The following is a 26125-nucleotide window of genomic DNA, read 5'->3' on the forward strand; positions in this document are numbered from 1 at the left end:
ATTCCTCCAGGCGAACATCGACGAATCTGCGCGCTGCAACTTTGGGCAAGGCGCAAGATAACTTGCCGCACGCAAGCCTTCGAGAAAATGAATATCTCTGTTTCATCGATTGCTGATCAGGCGTGTCGTGATGGCAATTCGATGCGCTTTAGCCAAAATTTCGTGGCGCGCTTTGTGTGAGGTAAGAGAAGGGAATGTAGCGCCAAGTATAGTTATACGAAATAGCAAATATCTGATTCAGAATCGCCGTCTTTTCTGCAAGTCCTTTGCGCTAGACTGCCTTCGTGCTGTAAAGCTACCTGTTACTTTATAAGGCGACGAAGCATGAAGAACGACGCAATCAAGCCTGTGGGCGAAAGCAGTCGTCGTGGAATGAGTGGTGATCCAAAGACGGTGAGCGCGGCGGCAGACCTGGAACAGATGACTGCGTCGATTTCGGAAGAAATAAAGCAGCCCATCACCGCGACGCTGATTTATGCGCAGGCAGCCGCAAGGTGGTTGTCCGCGAATCCACCTAATGTGGTGGAAGCACAAAGAGCATTGGACGGTATCGTTTACAACGTTATGCGATCCAACGAAATCGTCGAGTGGATTCGCGCGCTCTTCGTTTATGGTCCGAAGCAGGTCGAGGAACAGCAGCTGGTTGAAGCGATCAGGAACGCATTGGCGCTACTGCGAACCGCGATGAAAGAAGGCGACGGAGGACGATGACGGCAATGCGGTTGATTGCGCGATGCCGGTCTTGACACTCGCTTGACACTCACGCGGTCCTTCCGTCACGAGCCATCGTCGGCGGATCTTGACACCGAGGCGGGGCGAAGCGCGTTGCGCACGACCGGGGCAATAGTCAAACCCTGAATCATGATCGACGAAACGACGACGCAATACGTGATGGCCAGGATGCTGTCGCGGGCCGGGCCAGCGGGAATGGAAAGCGCGAGCGCGACCGAAATGCCTCCGCGCAACCCACCCCACGTCAGAACCTTCCAGGACCCTGCTGGCAGGTCGAAATGACGGCCGGCCAGCGCCACCGGCGCCCCAACGGTGATCAGCCGCGATAGCACCGATACCGCAAAGGCCACAAGGCCCGCTACGATCACGCGCGCGGGAAACGCGATCAGCAGAACCTCCAGACCAATGAGCACAAACAGCAGCGCATTCAGAATTTCGTCGATGATCTCCCAGAACATGTCGACGTAGCGCCGGGTGGTTTCCGACATGGCGTGTTCGCGCGCGCGATTGCCTGTCAACACGCCGGCCACGACCATCGCGAGCGGCCCCGAAACGCCGAGGTGAATCGCTGCGGCATAGCCTGCGAGCACGCCGGCAAGCGTAATCAGCACTTCAACCTGATACTGATCGACGGATTTCAGCAGCCGGTACATGACAAAGCCAAGCGCCGCGCCAAAGACCATCCCTCCGCCCGCTTCGCGAAGCAGATCGAGGGCGCCCACGGACGGCGATGGAGCCCGGCCGCTGTTGACGAGCACCATAATTAGCGAGAACAGGACGACGCCCACCCCATCGTTGAACAGTGATTCGCCCGTGATGACGGTTTCGAGTTCGGGCGGGGATCCCGACGTCCTCATGAGTCCCATGACCGCGACCGGGTCCGTGGGCGAGATCAGCGCCCCGAAGAGAAGACAGTACGGCAGCGGAAGCTCGAGGTGCAGATACGGCGAAACGAACCACACCGCCGCGCCGACGATGACCGTCGACGCGGCGGTGCTGACGAACGCCAATGCCAGTATCTGAAGGCGGTATCGCCTTAACCTTGCGAGATTGACATGCAAGGCCCCCGCAAAGAGAAGCAGCGAGAGCATTCCCTGAAGCAGCAATTCGCTGAAATCGATCGAGTCGACGAAAGAGCGCGCGAAAAGCTTCGGCAGATGCGCGATGCCGAGTGCGTCCAGTCCGACGATCGCGAGGCTGAGCGTCAGCGCCGTCACCATGACACCGATCGTGGTCGGCAATCCGATGAAGCGGTAATTGATATAGGCGAGAAGCGCCGTGACGGAAAGCCCAATGGCGACGATGTCAAGCAACTCCCGTCTCCTTCGATGGAATTTTCTGGCGAGCCTGGGGGCGAATCACGCCCATCCGCGCGCCATACGGCGCTCAGTTCATGCCGGGTGTAGCACGCGGTACGGCGCGGATGTGCGGCTTGCCGTCCTTGCCCGTAGGGGACGTCTCCTTTGCGGGCGTCGCGACGTATAGCGTTCGCGTGGGAAAGGCGAAATCGACACCCAACGTGGCAAGCCCTTTCATCAGTTCGAGGTTGATGCGTTGCTGGACATCCATGTACAGGTTGTAGCCCGGGTCCGTGACGTAGTACACGACCTCGAAATCGAGTGAGCTTTCGCTGAACTGCTTGAAGTGAGCCCGATCGAAGCGGGCATTTTCCTCGGCTTCGACCGCCTTTCGGACGATCCCGGGCACTGCCTGCAGCTGTTCGGGTGTGGCGTCATAGGTGATGCGAAATCCAAACAGAATACGACGCTCCGCCATGCGCTTGTAGTTGTGAATCGTGTTTTTCAGCAGCTCCGTGTTGCTGCAGATAATCTCTTCGCCGCTCAGCGAGCGGATGCGCGTCGTTTTCAGGCCGATGTGCTCGATGCTCCCGGCCACGTCGTTGAACACGATGAAGTCACCCGTTTCGAATGGCTTGTCGAGGCCGATGGCGAGCGAAGCGAACAGATCGCTCAGAATGCTCTGCACGGCCAGCGCAACCGCAACGCCGCCGACGCCCAGACTGGCGACGAAGGCGGTGATATTGACGCCCATATTGGCGAGCACGGCAAGCAGCAGCACGGCCCAGAGCAGCGCGCGCAGGCTCCACGACATCATGGTCGTGATCACGGGATTGTGTGAGGCAATCGCCTCGCTGCGAAGACGGCGTGTGGTCCATAGGGTCACGCCATGATTGACCCAGAGCGCCAGCTGGAACCCGATGACGAGAAACCAGAGGTGACCGAGTCGCACGTCCCATTTTTCCGGTAGCGCGATGAATTCCGAGCCGACGAGCAAAGCCGCAACCAGTATGGTTAGCCTGTGTGTGCGTTCGAGAACCTCGACGGCTACATCGTCGATATGCGTGGACGTGCGTGCAGCGAGCCGTTCGAGACGGGCAATCGCGAATCGCAGTACCGCCGAAATGAGCATGTATGCAACCACTGCCGCGATAACCGCATACACCCATTGCGTGGCTGGGATACCGAGGAAGGCGTTCAGGTCGAGCCAGCGTTTCATCTTGGTTTTCCGGGCATGTGGACGGTAATGGAATGATCAGCTTTCACTTTCTGTCAAATGGCTTTCCGGGAAGTTCCCAATAAATTGACGCTGCACGACGTCGCCTCGCTGCAGAGCTGTTCGAGACTGCACGGATCGTACCGGGTAGGGCATGTCACGCGGCAGACGGCGCTGTGTGCGCGGGGTTTCCCGGCGCCTGTCCGGTCTGATGCCGCGAGCGACCCGAGCTCAGATAATCGGCAATCGAGTCTTGTGTGATTTCGCCCAGGTAGTTTCCGTCTGCATCGAGTACCGGCATCCACGACGAGCGATACTGATACAGCTTCGACAGCACGATGCGCAGATTGTCGTCTGGCGCGGCCGTGGCCGGAAACGGGCTGAGCTTGTCGGCGCATACGCCTTGCGCGCCGCGCGCTGCCCGCCGCGTCACGAAGCCCAACGCGCGATGGTTCGCATCGACAACGGTCAGATAGCGATTGTCGCTCTCGTCCATCATCGCGTACGCGTCGGCGAGCGGCGTATCCGGATGCGCGGTCGCAGGCTGCGTCGCCGCGTCGCCGGCTTTGACCAGCAGCAGACGCTTCAGCGTGCTGTCCTGGCCGACGAACTGGCCCACGAACTCGTCGCGCGGGTGCGCGAGCAGCGTGTCCGGGTGATCGTATTGAACGAGCTTGCCGCGACGGAACACCGCGACGCGGTCGCCGAGCTTGATCGCCTCGTCGATGTCGTGGCTGACCATGATCACGGTCTTGTTCAATTGCCGCTGCATCTGGAAGAACTCGTTCTGGATCGCCTCGCGATTGATCGGATCGACCGCGCCGAACGGTTCGTCCATGAGCAGTACCGGCGGGTCTGCCGCCAGCGCGCGAATCACGCCGATGCGCTGCTGCTGGCCGCCCGACAGTTCGCGTGGATAGCGCTTCAGATACAGCTTCGGATCGAGCGCCACCATCGACATCAATTCGGTCGCGCGCTGCGCACAGCGCTTTTTGTTCCAGCCAAGCAGGCGGGGCACGACCGTGATGTTCTCCTCGATCGTCATATTCGGAAACAGGCCGATTTGCTGAATCACGTAACCGATGTGACGCCGCAAATCGACTTCGTTCAGCTTGCCGGTGTCTTCGCCGTTGATCAGAACGCGGCCCGAGGTCGGTTTGATCAGCCGGTTGATCATCTTCAGCGTGGTGGTCTTGCCGCAGCCCGACGGCCCGAGGAAAACACAGATTTCGCCTTCCTGCACCTTCAGGCTCACTGTATCGACGGCGCGCACCGGCTGGCCGTTTTTTTGCGTGAAGGTCTTGGTCAACTGGTCGAGTTCAATCATGTCTTCTGCATCCCCTTTGGTGTCAGCGCACGCTGCAGCGCCTGCAGCAGTAAATCCGCCACGATCGCGAGCATGCTGACGAGCACGGCACCCACCAGCAACTTCATCATGCTGCTCTGCCCGATTGCGCGAATGATCAGCGAGCCGAGTCCGCCGGCGCCGATCACGGCGGCGATGGTCATCACGCCGATGTTCATTACCACCGCGGTGCGCACGCCCGCGAGAATCAGCGGCACGGCGAGCGGCAACTCGACCAGACGCAGCCGCTGCCACGACGTCATGCCGATGCCGATACCGGCTTCCTTGATGCCGCCATCGACATTGCGCAACGCGAGGTAGGTGTTGCGCATGATCGGCAGCAAGGAGTACAGAAATACCGCGGTGATGGCGGGCACCGCGCCGATGCCTGCGCCGAAGCGTGAAAACACGGGAATCATCAGGCCGAATAGTGCGATTGAGGGCAGGGTCAGGATCACGGTGGCGATGCCCAGCAGCGGTGCGGCGAGCCATTCGTAGCGGCTCATCAGAATGCCGAGCGGCACGCCTGCGATGATCGCGCAGCCCACGGCGGAACCGACGAGGTAGCAGTGCTGCAGCGTCAATTGCAACAGCTCGGGCCAGTTGGCGGACAGATAGTCGAATACGCTCATACGATCTTCCTCACGGCAGCTTGTGCGTGCGCAGGAACTGGTCGGCGACGGCCTGCGCGGACTGGCCGTCGAGGTCTACTGCCTTGTTCATGTCCTGCATCACGTCGTTGTTGAGCGCGGCGGACAGTGCATCGAGCTGCGCCGCGAGTTTGGGATTGCGGTCGAGCACTTCCTTGCGCACGATCGGCGTCGCGTTGTAGGGCGGGAAGTACTGCAGATCGTCCTCGAGCGGTACGATGCCGAAGCCTTTCACGCGTCCGTCGGTCGTGTAGACGAGACCGATCGTCAGCTGATCGTTGTGCAGTGCCGTGTAGACAAGCCCCGGATCCATCTGCTTCAACTGCGGCCGCGTGAAGTGCATGCCGTACTTTGCGAGCAGCGGCTTGAGTCCGTCCGGGCGGTTCGCAAATTCCGCATCCATGCCGAACACGTAATGGCGCGACTCGTCTGGAGCGGCTGCCATGTGGGCCGCCAGCTGCGAGATCGTGCGGATGCCCGTGCGTTCGGCGAACGCACTCGGCAAACCGAGTGCATACGTGTCATTGAGCGGCGATTCGGCGAGCCAGATCAGCCCGCGCGGCGCATCGAGCGCTTTGACTCGGCGATACATCTCGTCCGGGCCGAGCTTTTCCTTGATCTTGTCGTACACGAGCGCGGCCGTGCCGGTGTAATCCCATACGACATCGAGCTGGCCATTCTCGAGTGCGCTGCGCATCAGCGTGCTGCCGAGGCCGGCATGCACTTCCACGCTATAGCCGCGCGCACGCAGATATTGCGACGTGATTTCCGCAAGCACGTACTGTTCGGTGAAGTTCTTCGCGCCGAGCACAATGTCGGCGGCGATTGCCGGGGCGCTTGTCACGGCGAGCAGCGCACCGAGCGCGCCGGCGACGGCCAGGCGCCGCCAGGCGCCGCGCGTGGCGCGCGCAATGCGGGCCGATAGTTCGAGCGTGGCGCGCTTCATGCCGCACCTCCGTGGCGCATGACCCAGCATCTCCCGCCCGCCGCGACCACGCCGTCGAGCATCAACGCGACGATGGCGGTGGTCGCCGCGCCCATCAGCAGCAACGACTGATTGTCGAGGTAGATGCCCGGAAAGATCAGCGATCCGAGGCTGTCGGCGCCGATCAGATAGGCGAGCGGCGCGGTGCCGACGTTGATTGCCAGCGCAGTGCGGATGCCGCCGACCACGATCGGCATCGCGTGTGGCAGTTCGACGCGCAACAGCGCTTGCCAGCCGGTCATGCCGAGTCCTTGCGCTGCCTCGCGCAAAGCGGATGGCGTACTTTTCACGCCCTCATAGGTGTTGCGCATGATCGGCAGCAGCGACGCAAGAAACAGCGCGATGACGGCCGGCACATCGCCGATGCCGAACACGCCAAGCGCGATCGCGAGTACCGCAAGCGACGGGATCGTGTTGCCGACGTTGAAGATCTGCATCAGATGCTCCGCCGAGCGCCGCAACGCGGGCCGGCTCAACAGTACACCGAACGGTATGCCGACTACGATCGCAAGCGCCATCGAGTAACCGACCAGCAGCAGATGCCGTTCTGTGTAGTACAGCAGGTCGCCGGCCCGATTTTCCAATGCGCCGGCACCGATACCGCGCACGAGGGTCCAGGCGACGATGCTTATCGCTAGCAGGCTGATCAGGTATCGGGCTGTGCGCCGTGTCATGTAACAACACCTCCTTTCGATGCAGCGGACGATAGCCCGCTGATGCGCGCCGGGCCGGGCCGCGCATGTGCATATGGATTCCGTGGACTGCGATGGAATCGACGGGAACGGTTTCGCATCGGCCGCGAACACGCATGGTCGATACGAAGGGGAACGCCCGGGGCGTTCGTCTGGTCGTCACGTTCGGCCCGGCAACGCGATACGCGCGCGGGCAAGGCACCGCCTAAAAAAGACGGCAAGGATACGGAGGGAAACCCCGAACCGCTGAGGCCGAAGCCCCGTTTGGTCTGGCGAAGCCGATGCAACCCCGATACTTCGAAGAGAACTGCATCAAGGCACGCACGAATTAGTCACATTGAGATAGAAACGGGCCGATTATAGGCCACCAAATTGGTCACGTCCACCCTGCACCCGGAATTCGATGCTGCGCGAAGCACGAGAAACGTCGAAACATCATGCATTCAATTTCAATAAAAAATTCGTAGTTATGGAATACGAAATATTATTCAATGGGTGTCGCGCACATCTGTCCACGATCTGTTCTCGCTGCGCCGACGCCGCTATACAAGCCCCATAAGCTTATGAACGCTCGATCACGGTCGAGAAAAGACGGCTTTGCAAGAGTTGGAATCCGGCATGCGAGCAACCTGCGAATGTCGTCGAATTCGTGTATTCAGGTGCGTAGCGGTGGGCACACCGGATGCTTACTGGGGCAACTGAATCGACCCGGGTACGAGCAGGAAATTTGCGACGGCGCACATGGATTTATGGCATGCCGTGACATAACATGAATAAGAGATGAAATTCCACGATGCCATGCGACGGCAACGGGATTGACGCGGTAAGTTGCACGAAAGGAGGCCAGCCATGAGCACCATCCGGAACCTGACATTATCCGGACGGCTGCGCCGCGAAGCCGGTCTCGTCGGGTTGCTGTTTGCCAGCACCACGAGCATGATCGGATCGGGTTGGCTATTCGGTGCGTACCATGCGTCGAAGATAGCCGGGCCGCTGAGCATAGGCAGCTGAGCCCTGGGGGCGATCATCATCATGCTGATCGCACTATGTTTCGCTGAGCTGGCAGCCATCTTTCCACGCAGCGGCGCGCTCGTGCATATGAGCCACGCGAGTCACGGCGAAGGGCTCGGGCGAATCTGGGTGGAAGATACGGGTGCCGGTCGTGACGATTGCCGGGCTGATGACGGCTAGCACTCATTGGAACGTCGCGCGCGCGGCGCCCGGGACATATGAGCTTTCGGGCATGTTCACCGCGCTGTGTTGCGGCGCAATCTTCCAGACGTGCCGCGGCCGTTCCGCATGTGGGGCGCTCGCATCCTTGCGCCGCTCGCGTTTATCTGCAGCAACCTCGTTATCTATTGGACCGGATATCGAACGAATACCTTTCTGTTCTCGCTCGTTGCAATCGGCTTCGTGCTTTATGCGCTGCACTATCACCTGATTGCGCGCAAACCTCGTGGCGAATTCGGCTGGAAACACATCGGCTGGCTGTTGCCATGGTTCGGGGGAATCTGGATGCTGTCGTACCTCGGTGGAATCGGCGGAGGAACCGGCGCGATCGGCTTCGGGTGGGACATCGTGCTCGTGACGATCTGGAGCGTCGTGGTCATGCTGCTGGCGATGCGTTGTGCCCTCGCGAGAGAACAGACCGCAGCCATGATGGCGCGGATGAACAGGACAAGCTGATTCGCGCACTGGCACCTAACGATGGCGAGCAAACTTTCCGACTCCGATGTTGCAGAGAGCAATCATTCGCGCCATGTGAAGGTCGCGCCTTCCCAGCCATACAAGACCGCGCATCCGGACGACGACCCGGGCGAATCAGTCGGTCTGTACTGGTTGTGCTTTCTTGCGCTCATCGTCGGGGTTGTGACGGGATTCGGCGCAGTCGTCTTCCGCGGCCTGATCGGACTCGTGCACAACATGTCTTTTCTGGGACGATTTTCATTCGCGTACGACGCCACCCAATTTACGCCTGCATCGCCATGGGGCGGTTTTGTCATTCTCGTGCCGGTGGCCGGCGGCCTGGTCGTGACCTGGCTCGTGAGCACGTTCGCACCGGAAGCGAAAGGACACGGCGTTCCCGAAGTGATGGATGCCATCTATTACAAGCGCGGCAAGATACGCCCTGTGGTCGCCGTCGTCAAATCGATCGCTTCGGCGTTTGCGATCGGTTCAGGCGCCGCGGTGGGCCGGGAAGGGCCGATCATTCAGATTGGCTCCGCGCTCGGTTCCACGCTAGGACAAGTCATATCGATGACGGCGGGCCAGCGGATCACGCTCGTTGCGGCGGGCGCCGGCGCAGGCATCGCTGCAACCTTCAATACGCCGATCGGGGGCGTGCTGTTTGCCACCGAGCTGATGATGCCGGAGATCAGCGTCAACACTTTCCTGCCGGTCGCCATTTCGACCGGCACCGCAACGTTTATTGGACGGCTCTTTTTTGGTGCCGCGCCCGCGTTTCTTGTTCCGGCACAGCTCGGGGCGATTCCGAACCAGCCAGGGAGTGCCTTCACGCTGCTGCTGTATGCGCTTCTCGGTGCGATCGTCGGTGCCGCGGCTGCTCTGCTGGTGAAGGCGCTGCACTGGGCAGAGGACCTTTTCGACCTCGTGCCGGGACGTTACGCCCGGCATATGCTCGGCATGCTGCTGGTCGGCATTGGAATGTATGGACTGCAAAGGTACGCGGGCCATTACTTCATTGAAGGAGTCGGATACGCTCCTATCCAGGCTACCCTTTATGGGCAACTGGAAGGCGGCCTGTTTCTGCTATTGCTTGCGGCATGCAAGACGATGGCGACATCGGCGAGTCTGGGCTCCGGTTCTTCCGGCGGCGTATTCTCGCCATCGCTGTTTATCGGAGCGACGCTCGGCGCATCGCTTGCCGCGGCGATTGCCGCTGTCTTGCCTGGTGCGCCCGTCAGCGGACCCGCGTTTGCGATGGTCGGCATGGGTGCCATGGTGGGTGGCGCAACAGGCGCGGCGATGACCGCCGTCGCGATGGTCTTCGAGATGACCCGCGACTACGACATCGTGCTGCCGATGATCGTCGCAGTTGCATTCAGTCTGGGCGTGCGGCGCATGTTGTCCCCGGAGAGCATTTATACGCTCAAGCTCGTGCGTCGTGGGCATCCGATCCCGAACGCTTTGCACGCGAACATGTTTCTCGTGCAAAGCGCCGGTCAGGTCATGGAGACCGACGTCCTCATGCTGGATGCACAGATACAGTTTCGGGCAACGCTTTCACCTGCGGCGGAACAGGCGTTCCGGCATATCGTCGTCACGCGAGATAGCGAGATCTACGGTGTGTTGCGCATCAATACCGGTCTGCGCCGTGCGGTGAGCCAGGGCGCGTCCGACATCACGCTAGGTTCGCTCGCGCAGCGAAACTTCATCGTCGTGCAGGAGAGGGACGCCGTATTCGGGGTGATCAGCGAACTCAGGAAGCGCAAGGCCGTCATGGCGGTCGTGGTCAAGAGCGGTCGCCGCGACGATCCGGTTCAGGTGCTGGGCGTCATCGCGAAAGAGCACATCGCGGAAGCAGTGGCAAGCACGATCAGGATCTTTCCCGGGTAAGCGGAACCGGCGACACCCGTCAATAGCCGACGCAAACCGCGCGGGAAATCAGCAGACCAGCGAGCAGATGATGAAACTAAAAGATCAACTGGAGAGTTTCGGGCATCGCATGCGTCAGAGGCTACATCTCGATACCTTGGGTGATGCGATACGGACGATGCAAACGGCGGAGGTAGACGTCCATCCGGAATGGGTCATTGTTTATCGGACCGCCGGTGGTTTCTGCTGCATATACCGCGGCAAGGCATTCGACTTCGCCGAGATGCTGGATATACAGATATGGTCGGAAGAGATGGATGTACAGCCGTACTACATAGGCTTCTGATCGCAGGTGCCCGGGCCGAGGTCAGATTGGCGTGTCGATTGTTTGCACGAGAGATTGACGGGCGACGTGTCGCATCGCCTGCGTGAATGCCCGATCGGCTCAAAAAACCGCTGTAAGACGTCGCGAGACCCCGGCAATACCGGGGAGCCGCTTGTTTGCTGGGCTGCGCCGCTGTTTCAATCGACGCGATAGTAATTTCCGGGTAGCCAGTACAAAGATTCGAAGGTTAAGACCTACACTTTCCCTGTCGCCGCGAGAATGCTTGAACGAAAGAGCAAGCGAGTAACGGTGTAATCCTTAACCTATACGAGTTGGAGTACTTATGAACACGAAGATCATCGCAACGGTTCTTGTCGCCGCATCCGCAGCCCTGGCAGCGCCCGCTTTTGCAAGCGGCTACGGCCCGGCGCCGTTTTATCATCCGTCGGCCGGTGCGCCCGCCTCGCAACGTGGGCAAAGCGCGCAAACGCTCGCTGCCGAAGCGAAGCAGTGGAATGACAACTCGACCGCTTACGGTGGCGTGCGCAGCGGTACCAGCGAAGCCGGCTCGCGCGCACCTTCGCGAGTCGACAGGGAACCGGGCTTTGATTCCTCGCTTTTCCGTCATCACTGAGCCGTGGGTCGGGTCAATCCCGGCCATCCGGTGAGGCTCGAAGCAGCCGGGTCCTTGGGGCCCGGCTGCTGTTTTTTTGCCACGCGTGCCGCGCGTATTTGCGCGCGAGTCATTTCAGGGATGCCGGAAATTCAAGGATCGCTTGTTTCGAACCCGCAATTTACGGCGAGAGGATTGGCGGTCGTGATGAGCCGTATTGGCGATTCAATGGCGATCCGTGTGATACCGGGTCGATAGGGCTTCGTATAGCGGCGGCGCAAACATGCGCGAGACGCGGCTTGCAATTAACGCCGTGGCCATCAGCGAAATCACCAGCGCGTGCCCGTTGATCATTTCGATGACGATGACGAACGCCGTAATCGGGCTTTGCGTGACGGCGGCCAGATACCCGACCATGCCAAGCGCGATCAGCATGGTGAGCTGCATCGGCGAAAGCAGCATATGCAACGTATTGCCGAGACCTGCGCCGATCGCGAGCGACGGCGCGAACAGGCCGCCTGGCGCACCGGGCAGATACGATCCGACCATGGAGATCATTTTGAGCGCGGGGTAGAGGGCGCTGACGTTTCCTTTTCCGTCGAGCATGCCCTGAGCTTCCGCATACCCGCTTCCGAAAGTGTGGCCGTGGGCAAGAACCCCTACAACCGCGATGACGAAGCCGCAAAGCGCGCCGAACAGTACCGGCTGGCGCGTGCGCAGGTCGACGAGCGCAGCCGGCATCCAGCGGCGCGTATTCAATAGCAGCCAGCAGAAGAAACCGCCGGATAGTCCGCTTACGACGCCGATCAGGATGACGGCCGGCGCTAACAGGCGCGGCAGTTGCGACCCGATGTCGATGGTTCCGAAATAGACGTAGTTGCCCTGCAGTGCTAGCGAAACGACGCCGGCATAGATGATGGCCGTGATGAGCACGCCGCTCGTGCGCGACTCGAAGCTGCGAGTCAGCTCTTCGATAGCGAAGACGATGCCGGCGAGCGGCGCGTTGAACGCCGCGGAGAGGCCGGCAGCCGCGCCGGCGAGCGCGAGCCGGCGCTCGAGTACGCCAGGCCGGATCGCACGGAAGCGTTTCGGATAGAGCCTGCGCAGCGAATACATCAGCGACGCGCCGACGTGGATCGTCGGCCCTTCGCGGCCAATGGTGAATCCGCCGAGAATCGCCAGAAAGGAAACGAGAATCTTGCCCACCAGCACGCGCAGCGTCAACAATCGATCGGCCAGTTCGGGCGGCCCATGCAGTATGGCGATCACTTGTGGGATGCCGCTTCCTTCGGAGCCGTCGAACAGACGGCGGGTGATCCACACCGACGCGGCGCCGACTGCCGGTGTGACCAGCAACGGGAGCCACGGTCGCTGTCCTGCGTAATGCAGGAACATCTGATAGCCGAAATCGATCAATTTCGCGTAAGCGACGGCAACGAGGCCGACTGCAATCGCACCGAGCCAGAAGACGCCGTAATGCAGCCAGAGCCGACGCACGTGAGCGCGGGCGCGCCTGTCGCCGAGCAGCGGCAGGCGGCCGCCGAGCCATGTCCGCGGGTTCATTTTTCTATGCTGCGTCGACATGGCGCGATTGCCTCTGTGGTGGTGGTTTCATTCGGGCAGCAATGACCATCCAGCAGAAAACAAGCCCCGAACACGTAAAGAACACGGCACTCGATCCGTCGATTTTCAGAAGCCATCCGCCGACCACGCCGCCCAGCGCGAGCCCGATGGACTGTGTCGTGTTATAGACGCCGACCGCCGCGCCCTTGCGCGTGCCGGGCGCCAGCTTGGAGACCAGCGAAGGCTGCGACGCTTCGAGAATATTGAAGCCGAGAAAATAGACGAACAGGATCGCCGCCACGATCGCTATGGTATGCGCAGCGGCGCCCAGCAGTAACTGGCCGGTCAGGATAAGGAAAATCGCACCGACGAGCACCGCTTTCATCTTGCCGCGTTTCTCGGCCGCGATGATCGCGGGCACCATCATGACGAACGACAGCCCCATGACGGGCAGGTAGATCATCCAGTGCGAGCGCACCGGCAGGCCGTCCGCTTCGAGAATGCGCGGCACGACGAGAAAGAGCGCGGTCTGCGTGGCGTGCAGCACGAGCACGCCGAAATTGAGCCGCAGCAGTTCGACGTTGTGCAGTACCTCCCTGAACGGCGCGCGCACGTGCACGGGCTTCGGCGCATCGGGCACGACCCACAGCACGACGCCGACCGCGAGCACCGAGAACACGCCGACCAGCGCGAAGAGCCCGCTCATGCCGACCCACTGGAACACGACCGGTGCGCCGACGATCGCCACCGCGAACGAAATGCCGATGCTGCCGCCGACCATCGCCATGGCTTTCGTGCGATGTTCTTCGGAGGTCAGATCGGCGATGAACGCGATCACCGCCGACGACACCGCGCCCATGCCCTGAATGACGCGGCCGACGATGATCCACGTCATGTCGTGCGCGAGCGCGGCCACGAAGCTGCCGAGCGCGAAGATCAGCAGGCCCGTTGCGATCACGGGTTTGCGGCCGACCTTGTCCGACACCCAGCCGTAGAAGATATACAGCAGCGACTGCGTGACGCCGTACGCACCAAGCGCGACGCCGACGAGGAACACGTTGTCGCCGCCCGGGATCGTCCTCGCGTAGATCGAGAACACCGGCATGATCATGAAGAGACCGAGCATGCGCAACGCGAAGATCGACGCAAGCGCCACGGTCGCGCGCGATTCGGACGCACTCATACGTGTTGGAGGGGCGGACGGATTGGACACTGACGGTCTGGCGAAGTGAGTGCGCGACGCCGATCAAAGGTAGCGGCAGCGCAGGTTGAAAACGCGGCCTTGATACGCAGCGGCAGGCAGCGGCAGGCAGCGGCAGGTCGGGACATCGCAGAAATCTGCGGAACGGCGATCATGCAGCGACGACGAATAAGGCACAATGTGACATTCTAATCCATGTTATCGTCGCGCGCGACGCCATGGTGGTCGGCGGCTCGTGCCGCTGTTCACGGATGCCTAGTTCCGGTATGCGTTGTGTGCGATGACGTCTCCATGCAGGATTGCGTACAGACTGCCCAACAGAACGACAATGATCACTGCCAGAACGCTATAGCCGAAAAATTTCCACCATTTCATGCGCGTCCCCTTGAGCGTATTGAACGGCGGTCGTGATGCTTTTGATCGGGTACTTGCGGTTTTGACATTGATCTCATGGGGCGACACGTCGACTGACTCGTTTAATCACTCTGCCTACAAGCCCCACAAAATATCGTCGCCGTGACGATGCGCCTCGCGCATCATGTCGAGAAGGGGCCAGGCGCGATGCTTGACGGCTTCCGGGTCGTCGTGTGAGCCATGGTCATTCGGCACATGATGCAAGGCGTCGAGCGCCGCCTCGGCCAAGGCCTCCTTTTCGATCGCGCACTGCAGTCGCGATATCGCCGTGTCGAGTTCGTCATGGCTGATGACGCCGCGACTGCCGACCTGCTTGCCGATGAGTGTGAGCAGATATTGAGCCAGATTTCTCAACATGACTACATCAGGCGTCGAACGGCATTTGAAAGTGACAAGCATGCGAACACCTCCGGGCGGATGATGGCGTTGCCGCTGGGAACTCGCTTGCGGAATGGTCGTAATGAATGTGCAAGCCAGCGGACGCGAGGTCCAGATAACGGATTCTCTTCATTATGGCACATTGTGACATATGAGGATTTCGATGACTCGGGATTGCATCGGTTGGCAAAGGGCAAAGGGCAAAGGGCAAAGGGCAAAGCGTCAAACGGATTTTGCGTGATCGCGCGACCAGAAGATTGCGGCAGACGATGGTCGCGGAAGATTGGCGTCGCCGTGCGGGTACAATCGGCAAGTCCGGGCAGCCCGGCGGGCAACGGGTTACGTGACGGGTCCGGAGTTGGTGCATCTCACGCTGTAAGGAGTCGGATGCATCGTCGATCAATGTGTACCGGTTTCAGCAATCAACATGACATACGTGAACGGATTCGCCTCTATCCCGGGGGAGACATGGTAAGGCACACGGATTCGGCATTCGAACCTCCAAGCAAGGAGGATCTCGAGGCGATGTCGGAATTCCGTTATCGACTCCGGCGCTTCCTGCGGTTTTCGGAGAACGTCACGCATATCGCAGGCGTTACGCCGCTTCAATATCAATTGATGCTTCATGTCAGGGGTATCCCCGGGCGGCGCTGGGCCAGCGTCGGAGAGCTGGCCGAACGACTTCAGGCGGCGCCGAACGGTACGGCCGCGCTGGTATCGCGCTGCGAGCTGGCAGGGCTCGTCGTTAGAAAACCGGGCCAGGCAGACCGTCGCCAGGTCGAAGTGCATCTGACGCGCAAGGGCGAACGTCTCCTGAACCGGCTTGCCGCACTTCATAAAGCCGAGATCAAGGCGTCCGGCTGGCTTTTCCGCTAGACGGTAACGGGATGGGCAACTGGTCGTTCGAAACTGGTCGTTCGACATTGCCGTGCCGACCAGCCGTGCCTTCACATCGATTGCGGATCGCCCGGTTCAGGAATGCCGTCACGCGAGGCGCGGCGCTTACGCGCTGGTCGCGCCGACGGGACCCGATAGTGCACCGCCGCGCCACTGCTCCGCGAGCCGCTTGACAGCTAGCAGCAGACGCGCATTGATGATCTGACTTCAGATAAGCACAGTGGCGCCGATGAGAAAGCCGGAGGAATGGGGCAGGCGGGAAATGGTGCGAGCTCGAGGCTCGCACAGAGTGCATCGGGCAACGCGTGCGAATCGCCCAGCAGGTCGACGCCGTGCTCTTCAACGTATCGGTCGAACAACCGATACCGCTATGACGCCACGCCTGCGAAGCTTGTCTTCACGCGAGCACGATGTCGCGTACTCCACCGGATTGAATCATGATGTACACCACATCGTCTGCCGTTTCGTTCTTGACGTGGTGTATCACGCCGGGTTCGACGGTGTAGTGGTCACGCACTTGCGTGCTGTCGATGAGCCCGCCTGTTTTCGTTTCGACCGTCAAGGTGCCTTGAACGACGACAAAGCGATCTTTGACATGCGTATGGTGGTGCCACTGCGTTTCGCCTCCCGCGCGAACCGTGGTTTGGGAGACGCTATAGCTCTGCTCGCTTAGCAGCGTTTTATAGAGAACCTTGGCATTGGCCAGTGGAATGTCTGTATCGTTCATGCAAGACTCCTGTCGTGACTTCGACGTCACTCTAACGACGGGAACGACCGGCGGGGTAGCGATAAATTTGTGCACCCCCATGTGAGTTAAATCGACATCTCCACCCTATGCGCCGACTTCCCCCGCTTAATACGCTGCGCGCCTTCGATGCCGCTGCCCGCCACCTCAGCCTTTCCTCGGCCGCGCAGGAACTGCACGTAACCCACAGTGCGGTGAGCCATCAGGTTCGTCAGCTTGAACAGTGGTTCGGCAAAGCGATGTTCGTGCGCCATGCGGGCGGCGTGCGATTGACCGCGGAGGGGCAGAACCTGAAGCTCGCTACCGATCATATCTTCGCGCTGCTGGAAGCACGTTGCGCGGAGATTGCCGGGCAAGCCCCGATCGCCGAAATCGTGCTGGGTGCGCCCGGTAGTTTTCTGTCGAACTGGCTTATCCCGAGGCTCGATCGTTTCGAGGCGGTCCATCCCGACGTTCGAGTCCGCTTGCAGACGAGTACGACGATGGACGATCTGCAGCGGCATGTCGTCGATTGCCTCATTGTCAGCGACCGCAGCTGGCCGGCGGATGTCGACGCCGAGCGCCTTTTCGAAGAAACCATCGGCCCGGTCTGTGCACCGGACTGGCCTCATCGCATTGCCACGCCGACCGAACTGCAAGGTCAGCCGCTGCTGCACACCACGTCGCGTCCTCGCGCGTGGGAGGATTGGGCGTCCCGCAACGAGCTTGAACCGGCCATGTTCGCGAATGGCCGTTGCTTCGACCACCTGTCTTTGCTTCTTGAAGCGGCGGCTGCCGGTCTTGGTGTCGCGATTGCCCCGGCGTTGCTCGTCGAGCGCGAACTGTCGCAAGGCAGATTGATTGCGCCGCTTGGCTTCGAACCGAGCGGCGCCGTCTTCGCTTTCTGCACGATGAGCGGGCGGTCCGATAACGCGCTCGAGAGCCTTCGCGAGTGGCTGAAAGGCGAGAGCCGCGTGTAGGGCAATGAGGATTGCCCGGCGCTCGTATTCCAGACGATGAAGCTGGCCGTCCGGCTCCGATATGCAAGCCGGACAGTCTGCCTGTATGCTGAAACGCCTCGCTTCGCAAGAACGAGGCGCACGTTCACCGGCACGGCTACCCGAAACAAAAGACGATACATGGCGCACTCTTCACGACCTGCTCACACGCGACCGCGCAAGAAGCCGAGCCAGGCGCGCGCGGAGGAAACCGTGGAATCGATCATCGAAGCCGCTGCACAGGTTCTCGAAACGAGCGGGCTCGGTGGCTTCAACACGAACGCGATCGCCCGGCGCGCGGGCGTCAGCATAGGGTCGTTGTACCAGTACTTTCCCGGCAAGGACGCGCTGACGGTCGCACTGATCCGGCGCGAAACAAAGCGGTTCTACGACGATGCGGCAGACGCGCTCGCTCAACGCAGCGGCAAGGCCGCGCTCGAGTATCTGATCGGCGCGTCGGTGCGTCAGCAGCTACGGCGGCCGATGCTGGCGAAGCTGCTCGACGTGCAGGAGAGCAGCCCAGCATTGCGCGGCGAAATCGAAAAAGGGGAGTTCGAAGCGCTGGTTGTCGCCATCGTCAAACGTGCGGCCCCGCGACTCGAGCATCCTGAGGTGGCGGCAGCGGATCTGCTCGCGATGATCCAGGCTTTGACGGACTCGGCCGGCGCGCGCGGAGAGCGCGACCTCGCGAGCCTCGAACAGCGCGTGCGCGCGGCTGCTTTCGGCTATTTGTCGAGGGTCGAGAGGGCCGGCTGACGTTCGCCGCGAGCGGACGGAATGTGAGCAATCGCAGCAAGCCCGGCCGTGCCCGGTGGTCCGGAACGCACGCAACGCGGGGGCTTTACGGCACACGGCGAAGCGATCGTAATGCGAGTTGTTGAATGTGAGCTTTTGCTTTTATTCTGACGTCGTCGGGCGGCAGTGCCCACAGTTATTGAAAGAGAGACGACGATGAACGATCTGACCCAAAACATGAAGCTCAACCATCTGAGCTTCCCCTCGGCCGACGCGGCCGCTACCGCGCAGTTCTTCGAGCAATACCTGGGCTTCACCGTTTCGGGCACCTGGGAGGGGTCCTACATACTCAAGCGTCCCGGTTTCGATGTGGTGATCGACGCCAGCAGTCACGATATTCCGGCGTGGCCTACGGCGTTCCATGCGGGATTCGAACTGCCGGATTTCGACGCTGTTTGCGAGCTATACGAACGCTTCAAGGCGGACGGCGTCGAGATGGAGACCGAAGTGTTCAACAATGGCCGCGGTTCGCGCTTTTTCTGCCGGGCTCCCGGTGGCGTGATGTTCGAACTGAATACGCGTGCGGATGCCGCGCCTGAGTATCGCGACTCTTTCCGGAACTGAAGGGAAATGCCTGGGTCGGGACAATGGACGCGTAAGACATTGCCGCGAACCAGGATTGCCGCCACGCAGGCGCGTTTCGGTCACCACGCTTTCGCCGAAGCGCGCTGTTTCCCACCTTTATCGAGCTTCATCGAGCCGCGCGCGGCACAGGTCGACAAAGCGCTGCACCGGCTGCGTCAGCGTCGCGCCGCGGCGCGTCGCAATGCCGTACGGAGGCCCGCGCCGCTCGATCTTCAACGGCAGCACCTTGAGGAGCCCGTGTTGCGCGAAATATTGCGCGACCTTGAGCGGCATCAGGCCGATCGTGCCGACGCCGGAGCGCAATAGAGACAGCGTGGCGAAGGTCGACGAGGTTTCGATCGCATAGCGCGGAAAAGGCAATTGCGCGTCGTCGAACAGCTGCTCGAGCAGCGAGCGCATCGGCAGCGCGGCCTGTGGCGCGATCCATGGGTTGCCGGCGAGGTCGGCCAGTTCGATGTGTGTCGCGTCTGCAAGCGGATCGCCGCCGTCCACCACGAGGCACACCTCCTCCACTTCGAGCGGCATGAAATCGTAAGCCTCGGGATGCACGCTGATGCTCGGTCGTCCGATCACCAGATCGAGCAGCCGTTGGTCGAGCATCGACAGCAGCCGCGCGCTGTTGTCTTCCCACACTTCGACCGATATATCCGGCTGTACTTCGCGCAATGCTTTCAGGATCGGCGTCAGCCACCCCGGCAACGATCCCATGACCGCGCCGATTGCGAGCGTGCCGCCGCTGCCGCGCATGATCGCCGCGAGCTCGTCGCGCAGCGCGCTGATCTCGGAGCGCAACGTGCGCGCGTGGCGGATCACGCAGCGTCCCATCTCGTTCGCGACGATGCCGCGCGGCGAGCGCGAAAAGAGCTCGGCGCCGAACATCGCTTCGATCTCGCGCAGCGACTTCGTCATCGCGGGCTGGGACAGCGACACCTGCTGCGCCGCTTTACGCAGCGAACCGTGGTCGTCGAGTGCAATCAGCAGTGCGACGTGGTTGCCGCGCAGTCTCCTCAATATCGCATCGATACTGGTTATCACCGATATAACTCCTCGCTTTCACCTGATCGCAACGTTTCATTATCGGCACGCACGCATCGCCCATACACTCGTTCTGTCGATGCTCATTGCGCGTAGCGGCTGGCCGGCTTGCAACGGCCTGTCACGGCCCGCTCGCGATCGCGTACGAACTCGGCCTGGGACGCATCATAACGGGTGAAACATTCCTCAGCGACGCCACGGCCCCGCCGTCCCGCTTCGGCGTGCGCATGGAGAGAGGCAATTGAAAAGAATCGGTATCGATGTCGGCGGCACATTTACCGATGTCGTGATGCTGGATGACGAAACGGGGCGCATCTGGTCGACGAAGGTTCCGACCACGCCGAAAGACCGGGTGGTTGGAACGGTCGAAGGTTTTCGCAGAATTCTCGAGTTGTCCGGTGCGGCCAGCGCCGACGTCGCGTTTCTCGGCCACGGCACGACCATGGCGACCAATATGGTCGTCGAAGGCACGGGCGCGAAAACGGCGCTCGTCACGACACGCGGGTTTCGCGACATCCTCGAACTGAGGCGCGTCTCGCGGCACGACCGCGCGGACCTGTACGACCTGCTGTTCGACAATCCGCGGCCGCTCGTCGAGCGCCGCTGGCGTTTCGAGGTCTGCGAGCGGATGCGTCACGACGGCACGGCGATCGCGCCGCTCGAGCGCGCGGAACTCGAGCAGATTGCCGAGCGCATTCGCGCATCGGATATCGAGGCAGTCGCGGTCTGTCTGCTGCATGCGCACTTGAATCCGTTGCACGAGCAGCAGGCGGTCGACGCGCTGCGCGAACTGCTGCCGGACCACTTTATTTGTGCATCGCATCAGGTGAACCCGGAAGCAATGGAGTACGAGCGCACCAGCTCGACCGTCATCAACGCGATGCTCGGGCCGGTCTGCGGCCGTTATATCGGGCGGCTCGTCAGTACGCTTGCGCAGCTCGGCTTTGCCGGCAAGTTTCTGTTCATGCAATCGAACGGCGGGCTCGCGAGCCCGGCGATGGTCGCCGACCGGCCAATCGTGCTGCTCGAGTCGGGGCCGGCCGGCGGCGTCAGCGCGGCGCTGCGCAATTGCGAAAAGAGCGAACTGCGCAATGCGATTCTCGGCGATATGGGCGGCACCACGTTCGATGTCTCGCTGATCCGCGAATTCCGGCCCGAACTGCGTAACAGGAACTTGCTGCATACCTACACGGTGCGCTCGCCGAGCATCGATATCGACTCGGTCGGCGCGGGCGGCGGCTCCCTTGTCTGGATCGATGCGGGCGGCGGGGTGCGGATCGGGCCCGAAAGCGCAGGCGCCGACCCCGGTCCCGCGTGTTACGGGCGCGGCGGCACGCGGCCGACGGTGACCGATTGCAATCTCGTGCTCGGTTATATCGATCCGGACAGTTTTCTCGGCGGCGAATTCCGGCTCGACGCCAAGGCCGCATGGCGCGTGGTCGACGAGGTGATCGCGAAGCCGCTTGGCATCAGCGTGCCGGAAGCGGCGCAAGTTGTCCGGGCGGTAGCCAATGCGCTGATGGCGCAGGCCATCCGCATCATGACCGTGGAGCGCGGTTACGATCCTCGCGAGTTCTCGTATATCTGCTATGGCGGCGCGGGGCCGGTTCACGCGCTCGATCTCGCGCAGCAGATGGGTATCCGGCGCGTCGTGATTCCGCCGCTGCCGGGCCTCTTCAGCGCATTCGGCATGATGGTCGCCGATCAGCAGTACGACTATCAGCGGCCGCTCGAATGCGACCTGGCGAGGATCGACGACGCGACGCTCGGCGAAGCGCTCGACGGTCTGCTTGCTCAAGGTATCGACGAATTGCAGCGGCACGGCGTCGATCCGGGCGGCGTGAAGGTCGTGCGGCTCGCCGATTGCCGCTACGCAGGCCAGCCCGATGTGATGACGGTTGCCGTGCAGGACGGCACGCAAGGGGTGTGCGCGGCGCTCGCGGCAAGCTTCGAGGCCGCGCATCAGCGGCAGTGGAATTTTGTCAGCAAGGACAAGCCGGTCGTCGTGGCGAATGTGCGGCTGCAACTGATCACGTCGACGGGCTGGCGCGGCGGCGTGGCACGACCCGACGCCGCCGCGCAGCCGAAGCCGGTGCGCAGGCGCGACGTGTACATCGAGGGCGGCGTCCATTCGCTGCCGGTGTTCGCGCGCGCGGAGATTCCGGTCGGCGCGCATGTCGAGGGGCCGGCCGTGATCGAAGAGCACAGTAGTTGCGCCGTGCTGAAAGCGTCGCATGTCGCGCGCGTCGACCCTGATCTGAATCTTGTCATTGAACTGGCCGCCTGACCTATGGATATCGTTACCTACGAAATCATTCGCAGCAGTCTTTTTGCTATCGCCCGCGAAATGAAGATCGCGATGATGCGCACCGCGGGCAGCCCGTTGATGCATGCAAGCGGCGACTCGTCGGCCGCAATTTTCGATGCCGATATGCAGCTCGTCGCACAAGGCAACGACATCCCGACGATGCTCGGCTCCGCGGTGATCTCGACACGCGTGTCGGTCGAAGCCGTTGGCCGCGACAATCTGCGTCCGGGCGATGTCATCGTCAGCAACGATGCGTATGTCGGCGGCGGCAATCACCAGCCCGACGTGCAATTCACGCGGCCCGTGTTCGCCGACGGCAAGATCGTCGCGTTCGTGATGACGCGCGGCCATTGGACCGATATCGGCGGGCAGTCGCCGGGCAGCTATACGATCACGACCTGGGACGTGTTCGCCGAAGGCATTCGCATTCCGCCGGTATTGCTGTATCGGAACGACGAACCGGTGCGCGACATGCTCGAGCTGCTGACGCGCAACAGCCGCAACGCACACGAGCTGAAACTCGATATTCAGGCGCAATACGCAGGTACCTTCGTCGGCGACCGCCGTATTGCGGACCTCGTCGCGAAGTACGGCGCCGATGCGCTGCGCGACGTGATGAGCCAGAGCCTCGACCATTCGGAAAAACTGATTCGCGCGGAAATCGCGCGAATTCCCGATGGCGTCTATGAGGCGGAAGAACTGCTCGATCCGATCGAAGCGCCGGGCTGGAAGCAGGAGCGGCCCCTGATCAAGGTGACGGTGACGGTGGCGGGCGATTGCATCACGTTCGATTACACGGGCACCGGCGCGCAGGTGCGCGGCGGCGTCAACTGTCCGTTTTCGGTGACCTGCAACAGCACATGGTTCACCGTGAAGGCGTTGACCGACCCGGGCATCCCGATCAATCAGGGCTGCTATCGGCCGGTTACGATCGTCGCTCCCGAGGGCAGTGTGCTGAACTGCCGCTACCCGGCCTCGGTCGTGTCGGGCAACACCGAGACCTCGCCGCGTGTGATCGACCTGCTGTTGAAGGCGCTCGCGCCGGCGGTGCCCGAGCGGATCACCGGACAGAGCAACTGCGCGTCGTGTGCGGGCATCTTCAGCGGACGCGATACCGATGTGGCGCGCGTTGAAGAGACCGGCCAGGAGTTCGTGACGATGCATGACGTGCATGCGGGCGGGATGGGCGCGCGTGCGGACAAGGATGGCGTGAACGGCGTTCGCGTGTATGTCGGCAATGCGGGCAGCCAGTCGGTCGAGATGATCGAGCGGACCTCGCCGTTGCTCGTCGAGGAGTGGTCGCTCGTGGCCGATAGCGGCGGCGCCGGGCGCCGTCGCGGCGGGCTGACGTCGCGGCGCGTCTATCGCGTCGAATACGACGAAGCGACGTTTACGATCTCCGGCGAGCGCGGCCGGTCGGCGCCGCAAGGCCACTTCGACGGCCTGCCGGGCGAGCGCTTCCTGTGCACGGTGCAACGCGCGGACGGCAGCGAGCATGCGGTGCCGGCGAAAGGCGGGCAAACGGTCGTGTACCGCGGCGATCGCGTGACGGTGCAGCCGGCCGGCAGCGGCGGCTACGGCGATCCGTCGCTGCGCGAACGCGAACGCGTCGCGGCCGATCTTGCCGATGGTTACATCAGCAAGGACGCGGCGAGCCGCTTGTACGGGTATGTCGAAGACGTTGCACATGCAACTTCCGAGGCCGCCGCGGACGTCCCGACGCTTGCGGTGGCCGGCGCATGAAAAAGACCGCTACCGCTACGCCCGCACGCAGGTCTCTGCCGCTGGAAGGGGTGTGCGTGATCGAGATCGGCCATAGCCTCGCGGCACCCTATGCGGGGATGATCCTCGGTTCGCTCGGCGCGGACGTGATCAAGATCGAAAGCGCGGAGGGCGGCGACTACGCGCGCGATTGGGGGCCGCCGTTTATCGACGGCGCCGCGGCGCTATTTCATGCGGTCAATCACGGCAAGTCGAGCATTACGATGTCGCTGTCGAACCCGCACGACGCGGCGGCGTTGCGCGAGTTGATCGTGCGGCGCGCGGACGTCGTGCTGCAAAACCTGAAAGCCGGGGGCACGGAGAAATACGGCTTGGGCAGCGCACAGATGCTCGCGCTGAAGCCGTCGCTCGTGTACTGCAATCTCGGCGCATTCGGCACGACCGGACCGTGGCGCGACAAGCCCGGCTACGATCCGCTCGCGCAGGCGCTGTCCGGCCTGATGAGCTTTCTCGGCGGCCCGGGCGAACCGTTGAGCCGCATTCCGGTATCGGTCAACGATATGGGCACGGGCCTGTGGGCGGCGCTTGGCATACTGGCCGCGCTGTTTCGCCGTGCGGCGAGCGGCGTGGGCGAGGTCGTTTCCGTTTCGCTGTACGAGACCGCGCTGAGCTGGGCCGGGATGCAGATCGCCGACTACCTCGCATCGGGCAACTTGCCCGGCCGCTGGGGTTCGGGCACGGCGGCGATCGTTCCGCATCAGGCATTTGCATGCGCCGACGGCACGATCATGGTCGCGGCCGGCAACGACAGGCTGTTCCGGCGTTTGTGCGAGGTGCTCGGCCTGCCCGCGCTGGCCGACGACGTCCGCTTTGCGACGAATGGCGCGCGCGTCGAGCATCGCGTCGAACTGATCGAATTGCTGCAACAGGCGTTCGGCACCGCGCGCATCGCGCATTGGCTCGACCGGTTCGACGCTGCCGGCATTCCATGCGGCCCGATCCAGACAATCGACGAAGTCGTTGCGCACGAGCAGACGAAGGCGCTCGATATCCTGCGCACGACCGACGACGGCGCGGCGAGTTTTGTGGGCCTGCCCGTGTCGTTCGGCGGCGTGCGGCCCGCACGCAACGGCCGCACGCCGAAGCTCGGCGAACACAACCATCTGCTGGCGAAGACGCCACTGGAGACACCTTGAAACTTGCCTCACACCTTGGTACGAACCCGCTTGCGACGCTGCAGCTCGAGGAGATCGACCAGCAGATTCTGGTGGTGACCCTGAATCGCCCGGCGGCGTCGAACGCGATCACCACGACGATGGGCGACGAACTGATTCGCGTATTCGGCGCGCTCGAAGCGGACCCTGCGCAATATCGCTGCGTGATCCTGACCGGCGCCGGCGAGCGCGCGTTCTGCGGGGGGGCCGACCTGAAAGAACGCGAGGGCATGAGCGACGAACGGTTCGGCGTGCAGCATTACCTGTTCGAGCGGATGAACCGCGCGCTCACGTATTGCCCGCTGCCGCTGGTCTGCGCGGCGAACGGCTCGGCGGTGGCCGGCGGTCTCGAACTGCTGCTCGCCTGCGATTTCGCTTATGCAGCGAAGACGGCCGTATTCGGCTTTACCGAAGTGAAGCGCGGCATCATGCCTGGCGGCGGCGGCACGCAGCAATTGCCGCGCACGATCGGCGCACGCCGCGCCAAAGAGCTGATTTTCCGCGGCGCGCGTTTTACCGCGGACGAAGCGCTTGCGTGGGGCGTGGTCAACCGGCTGTGCGAGCCGGGCCGCGTCCTGGCCGACGCGATCGAGGCCGCACGCGATATCTGCAGCAGCGCACCGCTCTCGGTCGTGCAGGCGAAGAAGGCGATCGACCTCGGCATGCAGGGCGATCTGCGGACCGGGCTTTATCTGGAGATCGAAGCGTATAACCGGCTGATTCCGACTGCCGACAGGCTCGAAGGCATCAGCGCATACAACGAGAAACGGCAGCCCGTATTCAAGGGCCGTTAGCCGTTCGGCGGCGGTACAGCGGTATCGGTTTTACAGTGGTATCGGTGGTGCTCACATAAAACCGGATCAAACCGGAGGAGACAGTG

Annotated in this window: 25 protein-coding genes; 14 read left to right on the plus strand and 11 right to left on the minus strand. The window is 62.1% G+C overall.

Translation table 11 applies throughout. From position 1 onward, the window contains the following. The first annotated feature begins 324 nt into the window (after positions 1–324). Positions 325–711, plus strand: a complete 387-nt coding sequence (locus BTO02_RS05690; protein WP_156883753.1) for a histidine kinase dimerization/phospho-acceptor domain-containing protein — start codon at positions 325–327, stop codon at positions 709–711. A gap of 65 nt (positions 712–776) precedes the next feature. On the opposite strand, the gene BTO02_RS05695 is transcribed toward BTO02_RS05690, so the two are convergent. The 6 genes from BTO02_RS05695 to BTO02_RS05720 all read right to left on the minus strand — a co-directional run bounded on the left by BTO02_RS05695 (position 777) and on the right by BTO02_RS05720 (position 6900). Next, a complete protein-coding gene (locus BTO02_RS05695) occupies positions 777–2045 on the minus strand; it encodes a cation:proton antiporter (protein WP_075156214.1) in 1269 nt (422 codons plus the stop codon). A gap of 73 nt (positions 2046–2118) precedes the next feature. After that, entirely contained in the window at positions 2119–3249 is a 1131-nt protein-coding gene (locus BTO02_RS05700; protein WP_075156215.1) for a mechanosensitive ion channel family protein, read from the minus strand. Positions 3250–3403: 154 nt separating this feature from the next. Then, the gene (locus BTO02_RS05705; RefSeq protein WP_075156216.1) at positions 3404–4573 is read right to left on the minus strand and encodes an osmoprotectant ABC transporter ATP-binding protein OsmV; all 1170 of its coding nucleotides are present in this window, start codon (positions 4571–4573) and stop codon (positions 3404–3406) included. Continuing rightward, positions 4570–5223 carry an ABC transporter permease gene (locus BTO02_RS05710; protein ID WP_075156217.1) on the minus strand — a complete coding sequence of 218 codons (654 nt, stop codon included), beginning with the start codon at positions 5221–5223 and terminating at the stop codon, positions 4570–4572. The genes BTO02_RS05705 and BTO02_RS05710 overlap by 4 nt, the downstream gene beginning before the upstream one ends. A 10-nt stretch (positions 5224–5233) precedes the next feature. Beyond that, positions 5234–6187 carry a glycine betaine ABC transporter substrate-binding protein gene (locus BTO02_RS05715; RefSeq protein WP_075156218.1) on the minus strand — a complete coding sequence of 318 codons (954 nt, stop codon included), beginning with the start codon at positions 6185–6187 and terminating at the stop codon, positions 5234–5236. Beyond that, positions 6184–6900: an ABC transporter permease gene (locus BTO02_RS05720; RefSeq protein WP_075156219.1), complete on the minus strand. Its 717-nt coding sequence runs from the start codon at positions 6898–6900 to the stop codon at positions 6184–6186. Before BTO02_RS05720 ends, BTO02_RS05715 begins: the two co-directional genes overlap by 4 nt. 867 nt (positions 6901–7767) lie before the next feature. Here BTO02_RS05720 and BTO02_RS35010 point away from each other — a divergent pair. The 5 genes from BTO02_RS35010 to BTO02_RS05740 all read left to right on the plus strand — a co-directional run bounded on the left by BTO02_RS35010 (position 7768) and on the right by BTO02_RS05740 (position 11432). Then, complete coding sequence (locus BTO02_RS35010) at positions 7768–7929, plus strand: hypothetical protein (RefSeq protein ID WP_232243461.1); 162 nt, start codon at positions 7768–7770, stop codon at positions 7927–7929. Positions 7930–8217: 288 nt separating this feature from the next. Continuing rightward, positions 8218–8604, plus strand: coding sequence for a hypothetical protein (locus BTO02_RS35015; protein ID WP_232243462.1), 387 nt, complete (start codon positions 8218–8220; stop codon positions 8602–8604). Between the two features lie 21 nt (positions 8605–8625). Beyond that, positions 8626–10494 (plus strand): chloride channel protein, encoded by a 1869-nt coding sequence (locus BTO02_RS05730; RefSeq protein WP_083615005.1) that lies wholly within the window; start codon positions 8626–8628, stop codon positions 10492–10494. A gap of 67 nt (positions 10495–10561) precedes the next feature. Then, positions 10562–10819 (plus strand): hypothetical protein, encoded by a 258-nt coding sequence (locus BTO02_RS05735; protein WP_156883754.1) that lies wholly within the window; start codon positions 10562–10564, stop codon positions 10817–10819. A 322-nt stretch (positions 10820–11141) separates the two neighbouring features. After that, positions 11142–11432: a hypothetical protein gene (locus tag BTO02_RS05740; RefSeq protein ID WP_075156221.1), complete on the plus strand. Its 291-nt coding sequence runs from the start codon at positions 11142–11144 to the stop codon at positions 11430–11432. A gap of 204 nt (positions 11433–11636) precedes the next feature. On the opposite strand, the gene BTO02_RS05745 is transcribed toward BTO02_RS05740, so the two are convergent. The 3 genes from BTO02_RS05745 to BTO02_RS05755 all read right to left on the minus strand — a co-directional run bounded on the left by BTO02_RS05745 (position 11637) and on the right by BTO02_RS05755 (position 14988). Then, positions 11637–12974: a chloride channel protein gene (locus tag BTO02_RS05745; protein ID WP_075156222.1), complete on the minus strand. Its 1338-nt coding sequence runs from the start codon at positions 12972–12974 to the stop codon at positions 11637–11639. Between the two features lie 4 nt (positions 12975–12978). Next, the gene (locus tag BTO02_RS05750; RefSeq protein ID WP_075156223.1) at positions 12979–14157 is read right to left on the minus strand and encodes an MFS transporter; all 1179 of its coding nucleotides are present in this window, start codon (positions 14155–14157) and stop codon (positions 12979–12981) included. 507 nt (positions 14158–14664) lie between these two features. Then, on the minus strand, positions 14665–14988 hold the full coding sequence (locus tag BTO02_RS05755) for a DUF1840 domain-containing protein (protein ID WP_075156224.1): 324 nt from the start codon (positions 14986–14988) through the stop codon (positions 14665–14667). A 447-nt stretch (positions 14989–15435) separates the two neighbouring features. On the opposite strand from BTO02_RS05755, the gene BTO02_RS05760 reads away from it, so the two are divergent. Next, on the plus strand, positions 15436–15843 hold the full coding sequence (locus tag BTO02_RS05760; RefSeq protein ID WP_075156225.1) for a MarR family winged helix-turn-helix transcriptional regulator: 408 nt from the start codon (positions 15436–15438) through the stop codon (positions 15841–15843). 418 nt (positions 15844–16261) lie between these two features. On the opposite strand, the gene BTO02_RS05765 is transcribed toward BTO02_RS05760, so the two are convergent. Next, entirely contained in the window at positions 16262–16591 is a 330-nt protein-coding gene (locus BTO02_RS05765; RefSeq protein WP_075156226.1) for a cupin domain-containing protein, read from the minus strand. A 107-nt stretch (positions 16592–16698) separates the two neighbouring features. On the opposite strand from BTO02_RS05765, the gene BTO02_RS05770 reads away from it, so the two are divergent. From BTO02_RS05770 to BTO02_RS05780, 3 genes are all read left to right on the plus strand, one after another. Next, on the plus strand, positions 16699–17568 hold the full coding sequence (locus BTO02_RS05770; RefSeq protein ID WP_075156227.1) for a LysR substrate-binding domain-containing protein: 870 nt from the start codon (positions 16699–16701) through the stop codon (positions 17566–17568). 159 nt (positions 17569–17727) lie between these two features. After that, positions 17728–18342 (plus strand): TetR/AcrR family transcriptional regulator, encoded by a 615-nt coding sequence (locus BTO02_RS05775; protein ID WP_075156228.1) that lies wholly within the window; start codon positions 17728–17730, stop codon positions 18340–18342. 195 nt (positions 18343–18537) lie between these two features. Continuing rightward, complete coding sequence (locus BTO02_RS05780; protein WP_198039199.1) at positions 18538–18945, plus strand: VOC family protein; 408 nt, start codon at positions 18538–18540, stop codon at positions 18943–18945. A 117-nt stretch (positions 18946–19062) separates the two neighbouring features. On the opposite strand, the gene BTO02_RS05785 is transcribed toward BTO02_RS05780, so the two are convergent. Next, positions 19063–20001, minus strand: a complete 939-nt coding sequence (locus tag BTO02_RS05785; RefSeq protein ID WP_075156229.1) for a LysR family transcriptional regulator — start codon at positions 19999–20001, stop codon at positions 19063–19065. Positions 20002–20242: 241 nt separating this feature from the next. Here BTO02_RS05785 and BTO02_RS05790 point away from each other — a divergent pair, with 241 nt between their 5' ends. From BTO02_RS05790 to BTO02_RS05805, 4 genes are read left to right on the plus strand one after another with little or no spacing between them, the layout of a single operon-like run. After that, positions 20243–22288 carry a hydantoinase/oxoprolinase family protein gene (locus BTO02_RS05790; protein ID WP_075156230.1) on the plus strand — a complete coding sequence of 682 codons (2046 nt, stop codon included), beginning with the start codon at positions 20243–20245 and terminating at the stop codon, positions 22286–22288. A 3-nt stretch (positions 22289–22291) separates the two neighbouring features. Further along, positions 22292–24052 carry a hydantoinase B/oxoprolinase family protein gene (locus BTO02_RS05795; RefSeq protein ID WP_075156231.1) on the plus strand — a complete coding sequence of 587 codons (1761 nt, stop codon included), beginning with the start codon at positions 22292–22294 and terminating at the stop codon, positions 24050–24052. Beyond that, positions 24049–25227 carry a CaiB/BaiF CoA transferase family protein gene (locus tag BTO02_RS05800; RefSeq protein WP_075156232.1) on the plus strand — a complete coding sequence of 393 codons (1179 nt, stop codon included), beginning with the start codon at positions 24049–24051 and terminating at the stop codon, positions 25225–25227. The genes BTO02_RS05795 and BTO02_RS05800 overlap by 4 nt, the downstream gene beginning before the upstream one ends. Further along, complete coding sequence (locus tag BTO02_RS05805) at positions 25224–26039, plus strand: enoyl-CoA hydratase-related protein (protein WP_075156233.1); 816 nt, start codon at positions 25224–25226, stop codon at positions 26037–26039. The genes BTO02_RS05800 and BTO02_RS05805 overlap by 4 nt, the downstream gene beginning before the upstream one ends. Positions 26040–26125: the final 86 nt, after the last annotated feature.

It is taken from the genome of Paraburkholderia sp. SOS3 (assembly GCF_001922345.1).
GTDB lineage: Bacteria > Pseudomonadota > Gammaproteobacteria > Burkholderiales > Burkholderiaceae > Paraburkholderia.

Bases quoted from the DNA above. Each gene is read 5' to 3' on its own strand.
- BTO02_RS05690 (WP_156883753.1), top strand. From the start codon at position 325: ATGAAGAACGACGCAATCAAGCCTGTGGGCGAAAGCAGTCGTCGTGGA.
- BTO02_RS05700 (WP_075156215.1), bottom strand. From the start codon at position 3,249: ATGAAACGCTGGCTCGACCTGAACGCCTTCCTCGGTATCCCAGCCACG.
- BTO02_RS05705 (WP_075156216.1), bottom strand. From the start codon at position 4,573: ATGATTGAACTCGACCAGTTGACCAAGACCTTCACGCAAAAAAACGGC.
- BTO02_RS05710 (WP_075156217.1), bottom strand. From the start codon at position 5,223: ATGAGCGTATTCGACTATCTGTCCGCCAACTGGCCCGAGCTGTTGCAA.
- BTO02_RS05715 (WP_075156218.1), bottom strand. From the start codon at position 6,187: ATGAAGCGCGCCACGCTCGAACTATCGGCCCGCATTGCGCGCGCCACG.
- BTO02_RS05720 (WP_075156219.1), bottom strand. From the start codon at position 6,900: ATGACACGGCGCACAGCCCGATACCTGATCAGCCTGCTAGCGATAAGC.
- BTO02_RS35010 (WP_232243461.1), top strand. From the start codon at position 7,768: ATGAGCACCATCCGGAACCTGACATTATCCGGACGGCTGCGCCGCGAA.
- BTO02_RS35015 (WP_232243462.1), top strand. From the start codon at position 8,218: ATGTGGGGCGCTCGCATCCTTGCGCCGCTCGCGTTTATCTGCAGCAAC.
- BTO02_RS05730 (WP_083615005.1), top strand. From the start codon at position 8,626: ATGGCGAGCAAACTTTCCGACTCCGATGTTGCAGAGAGCAATCATTCG.
- BTO02_RS05735 (WP_156883754.1), top strand. From the start codon at position 10,562: ATGATGAAACTAAAAGATCAACTGGAGAGTTTCGGGCATCGCATGCGT.
- BTO02_RS05740 (WP_075156221.1), top strand. From the start codon at position 11,142: ATGAACACGAAGATCATCGCAACGGTTCTTGTCGCCGCATCCGCAGCC.
- BTO02_RS05745 (WP_075156222.1), bottom strand. From the start codon at position 12,974: ATGAACCCGCGGACATGGCTCGGCGGCCGCCTGCCGCTGCTCGGCGAC.
- BTO02_RS05750 (WP_075156223.1), bottom strand. From the start codon at position 14,157: ATGAGTGCGTCCGAATCGCGCGCGACCGTGGCGCTTGCGTCGATCTTC.
- BTO02_RS05755 (WP_075156224.1), bottom strand. From the start codon at position 14,988: ATGCTTGTCACTTTCAAATGCCGTTCGACGCCTGATGTAGTCATGTTG.
- BTO02_RS05760 (WP_075156225.1), top strand. From the start codon at position 15,436: ATGGTAAGGCACACGGATTCGGCATTCGAACCTCCAAGCAAGGAGGAT.
- BTO02_RS05765 (WP_075156226.1), bottom strand. From the start codon at position 16,591: ATGAACGATACAGACATTCCACTGGCCAATGCCAAGGTTCTCTATAAA.
- BTO02_RS05770 (WP_075156227.1), top strand. From the start codon at position 16,699: ATGCGCCGACTTCCCCCGCTTAATACGCTGCGCGCCTTCGATGCCGCT.
- BTO02_RS05775 (WP_075156228.1), top strand. From the start codon at position 17,728: ATGGCGCACTCTTCACGACCTGCTCACACGCGACCGCGCAAGAAGCCG.
- BTO02_RS05780 (WP_198039199.1), top strand. From the start codon at position 18,538: ATGAACGATCTGACCCAAAACATGAAGCTCAACCATCTGAGCTTCCCC.
- BTO02_RS05795 (WP_075156231.1), top strand. From the start codon at position 22,292: ATGGATATCGTTACCTACGAAATCATTCGCAGCAGTCTTTTTGCTATC.
- BTO02_RS05800 (WP_075156232.1), top strand. From the start codon at position 24,049: ATGAAAAAGACCGCTACCGCTACGCCCGCACGCAGGTCTCTGCCGCTG.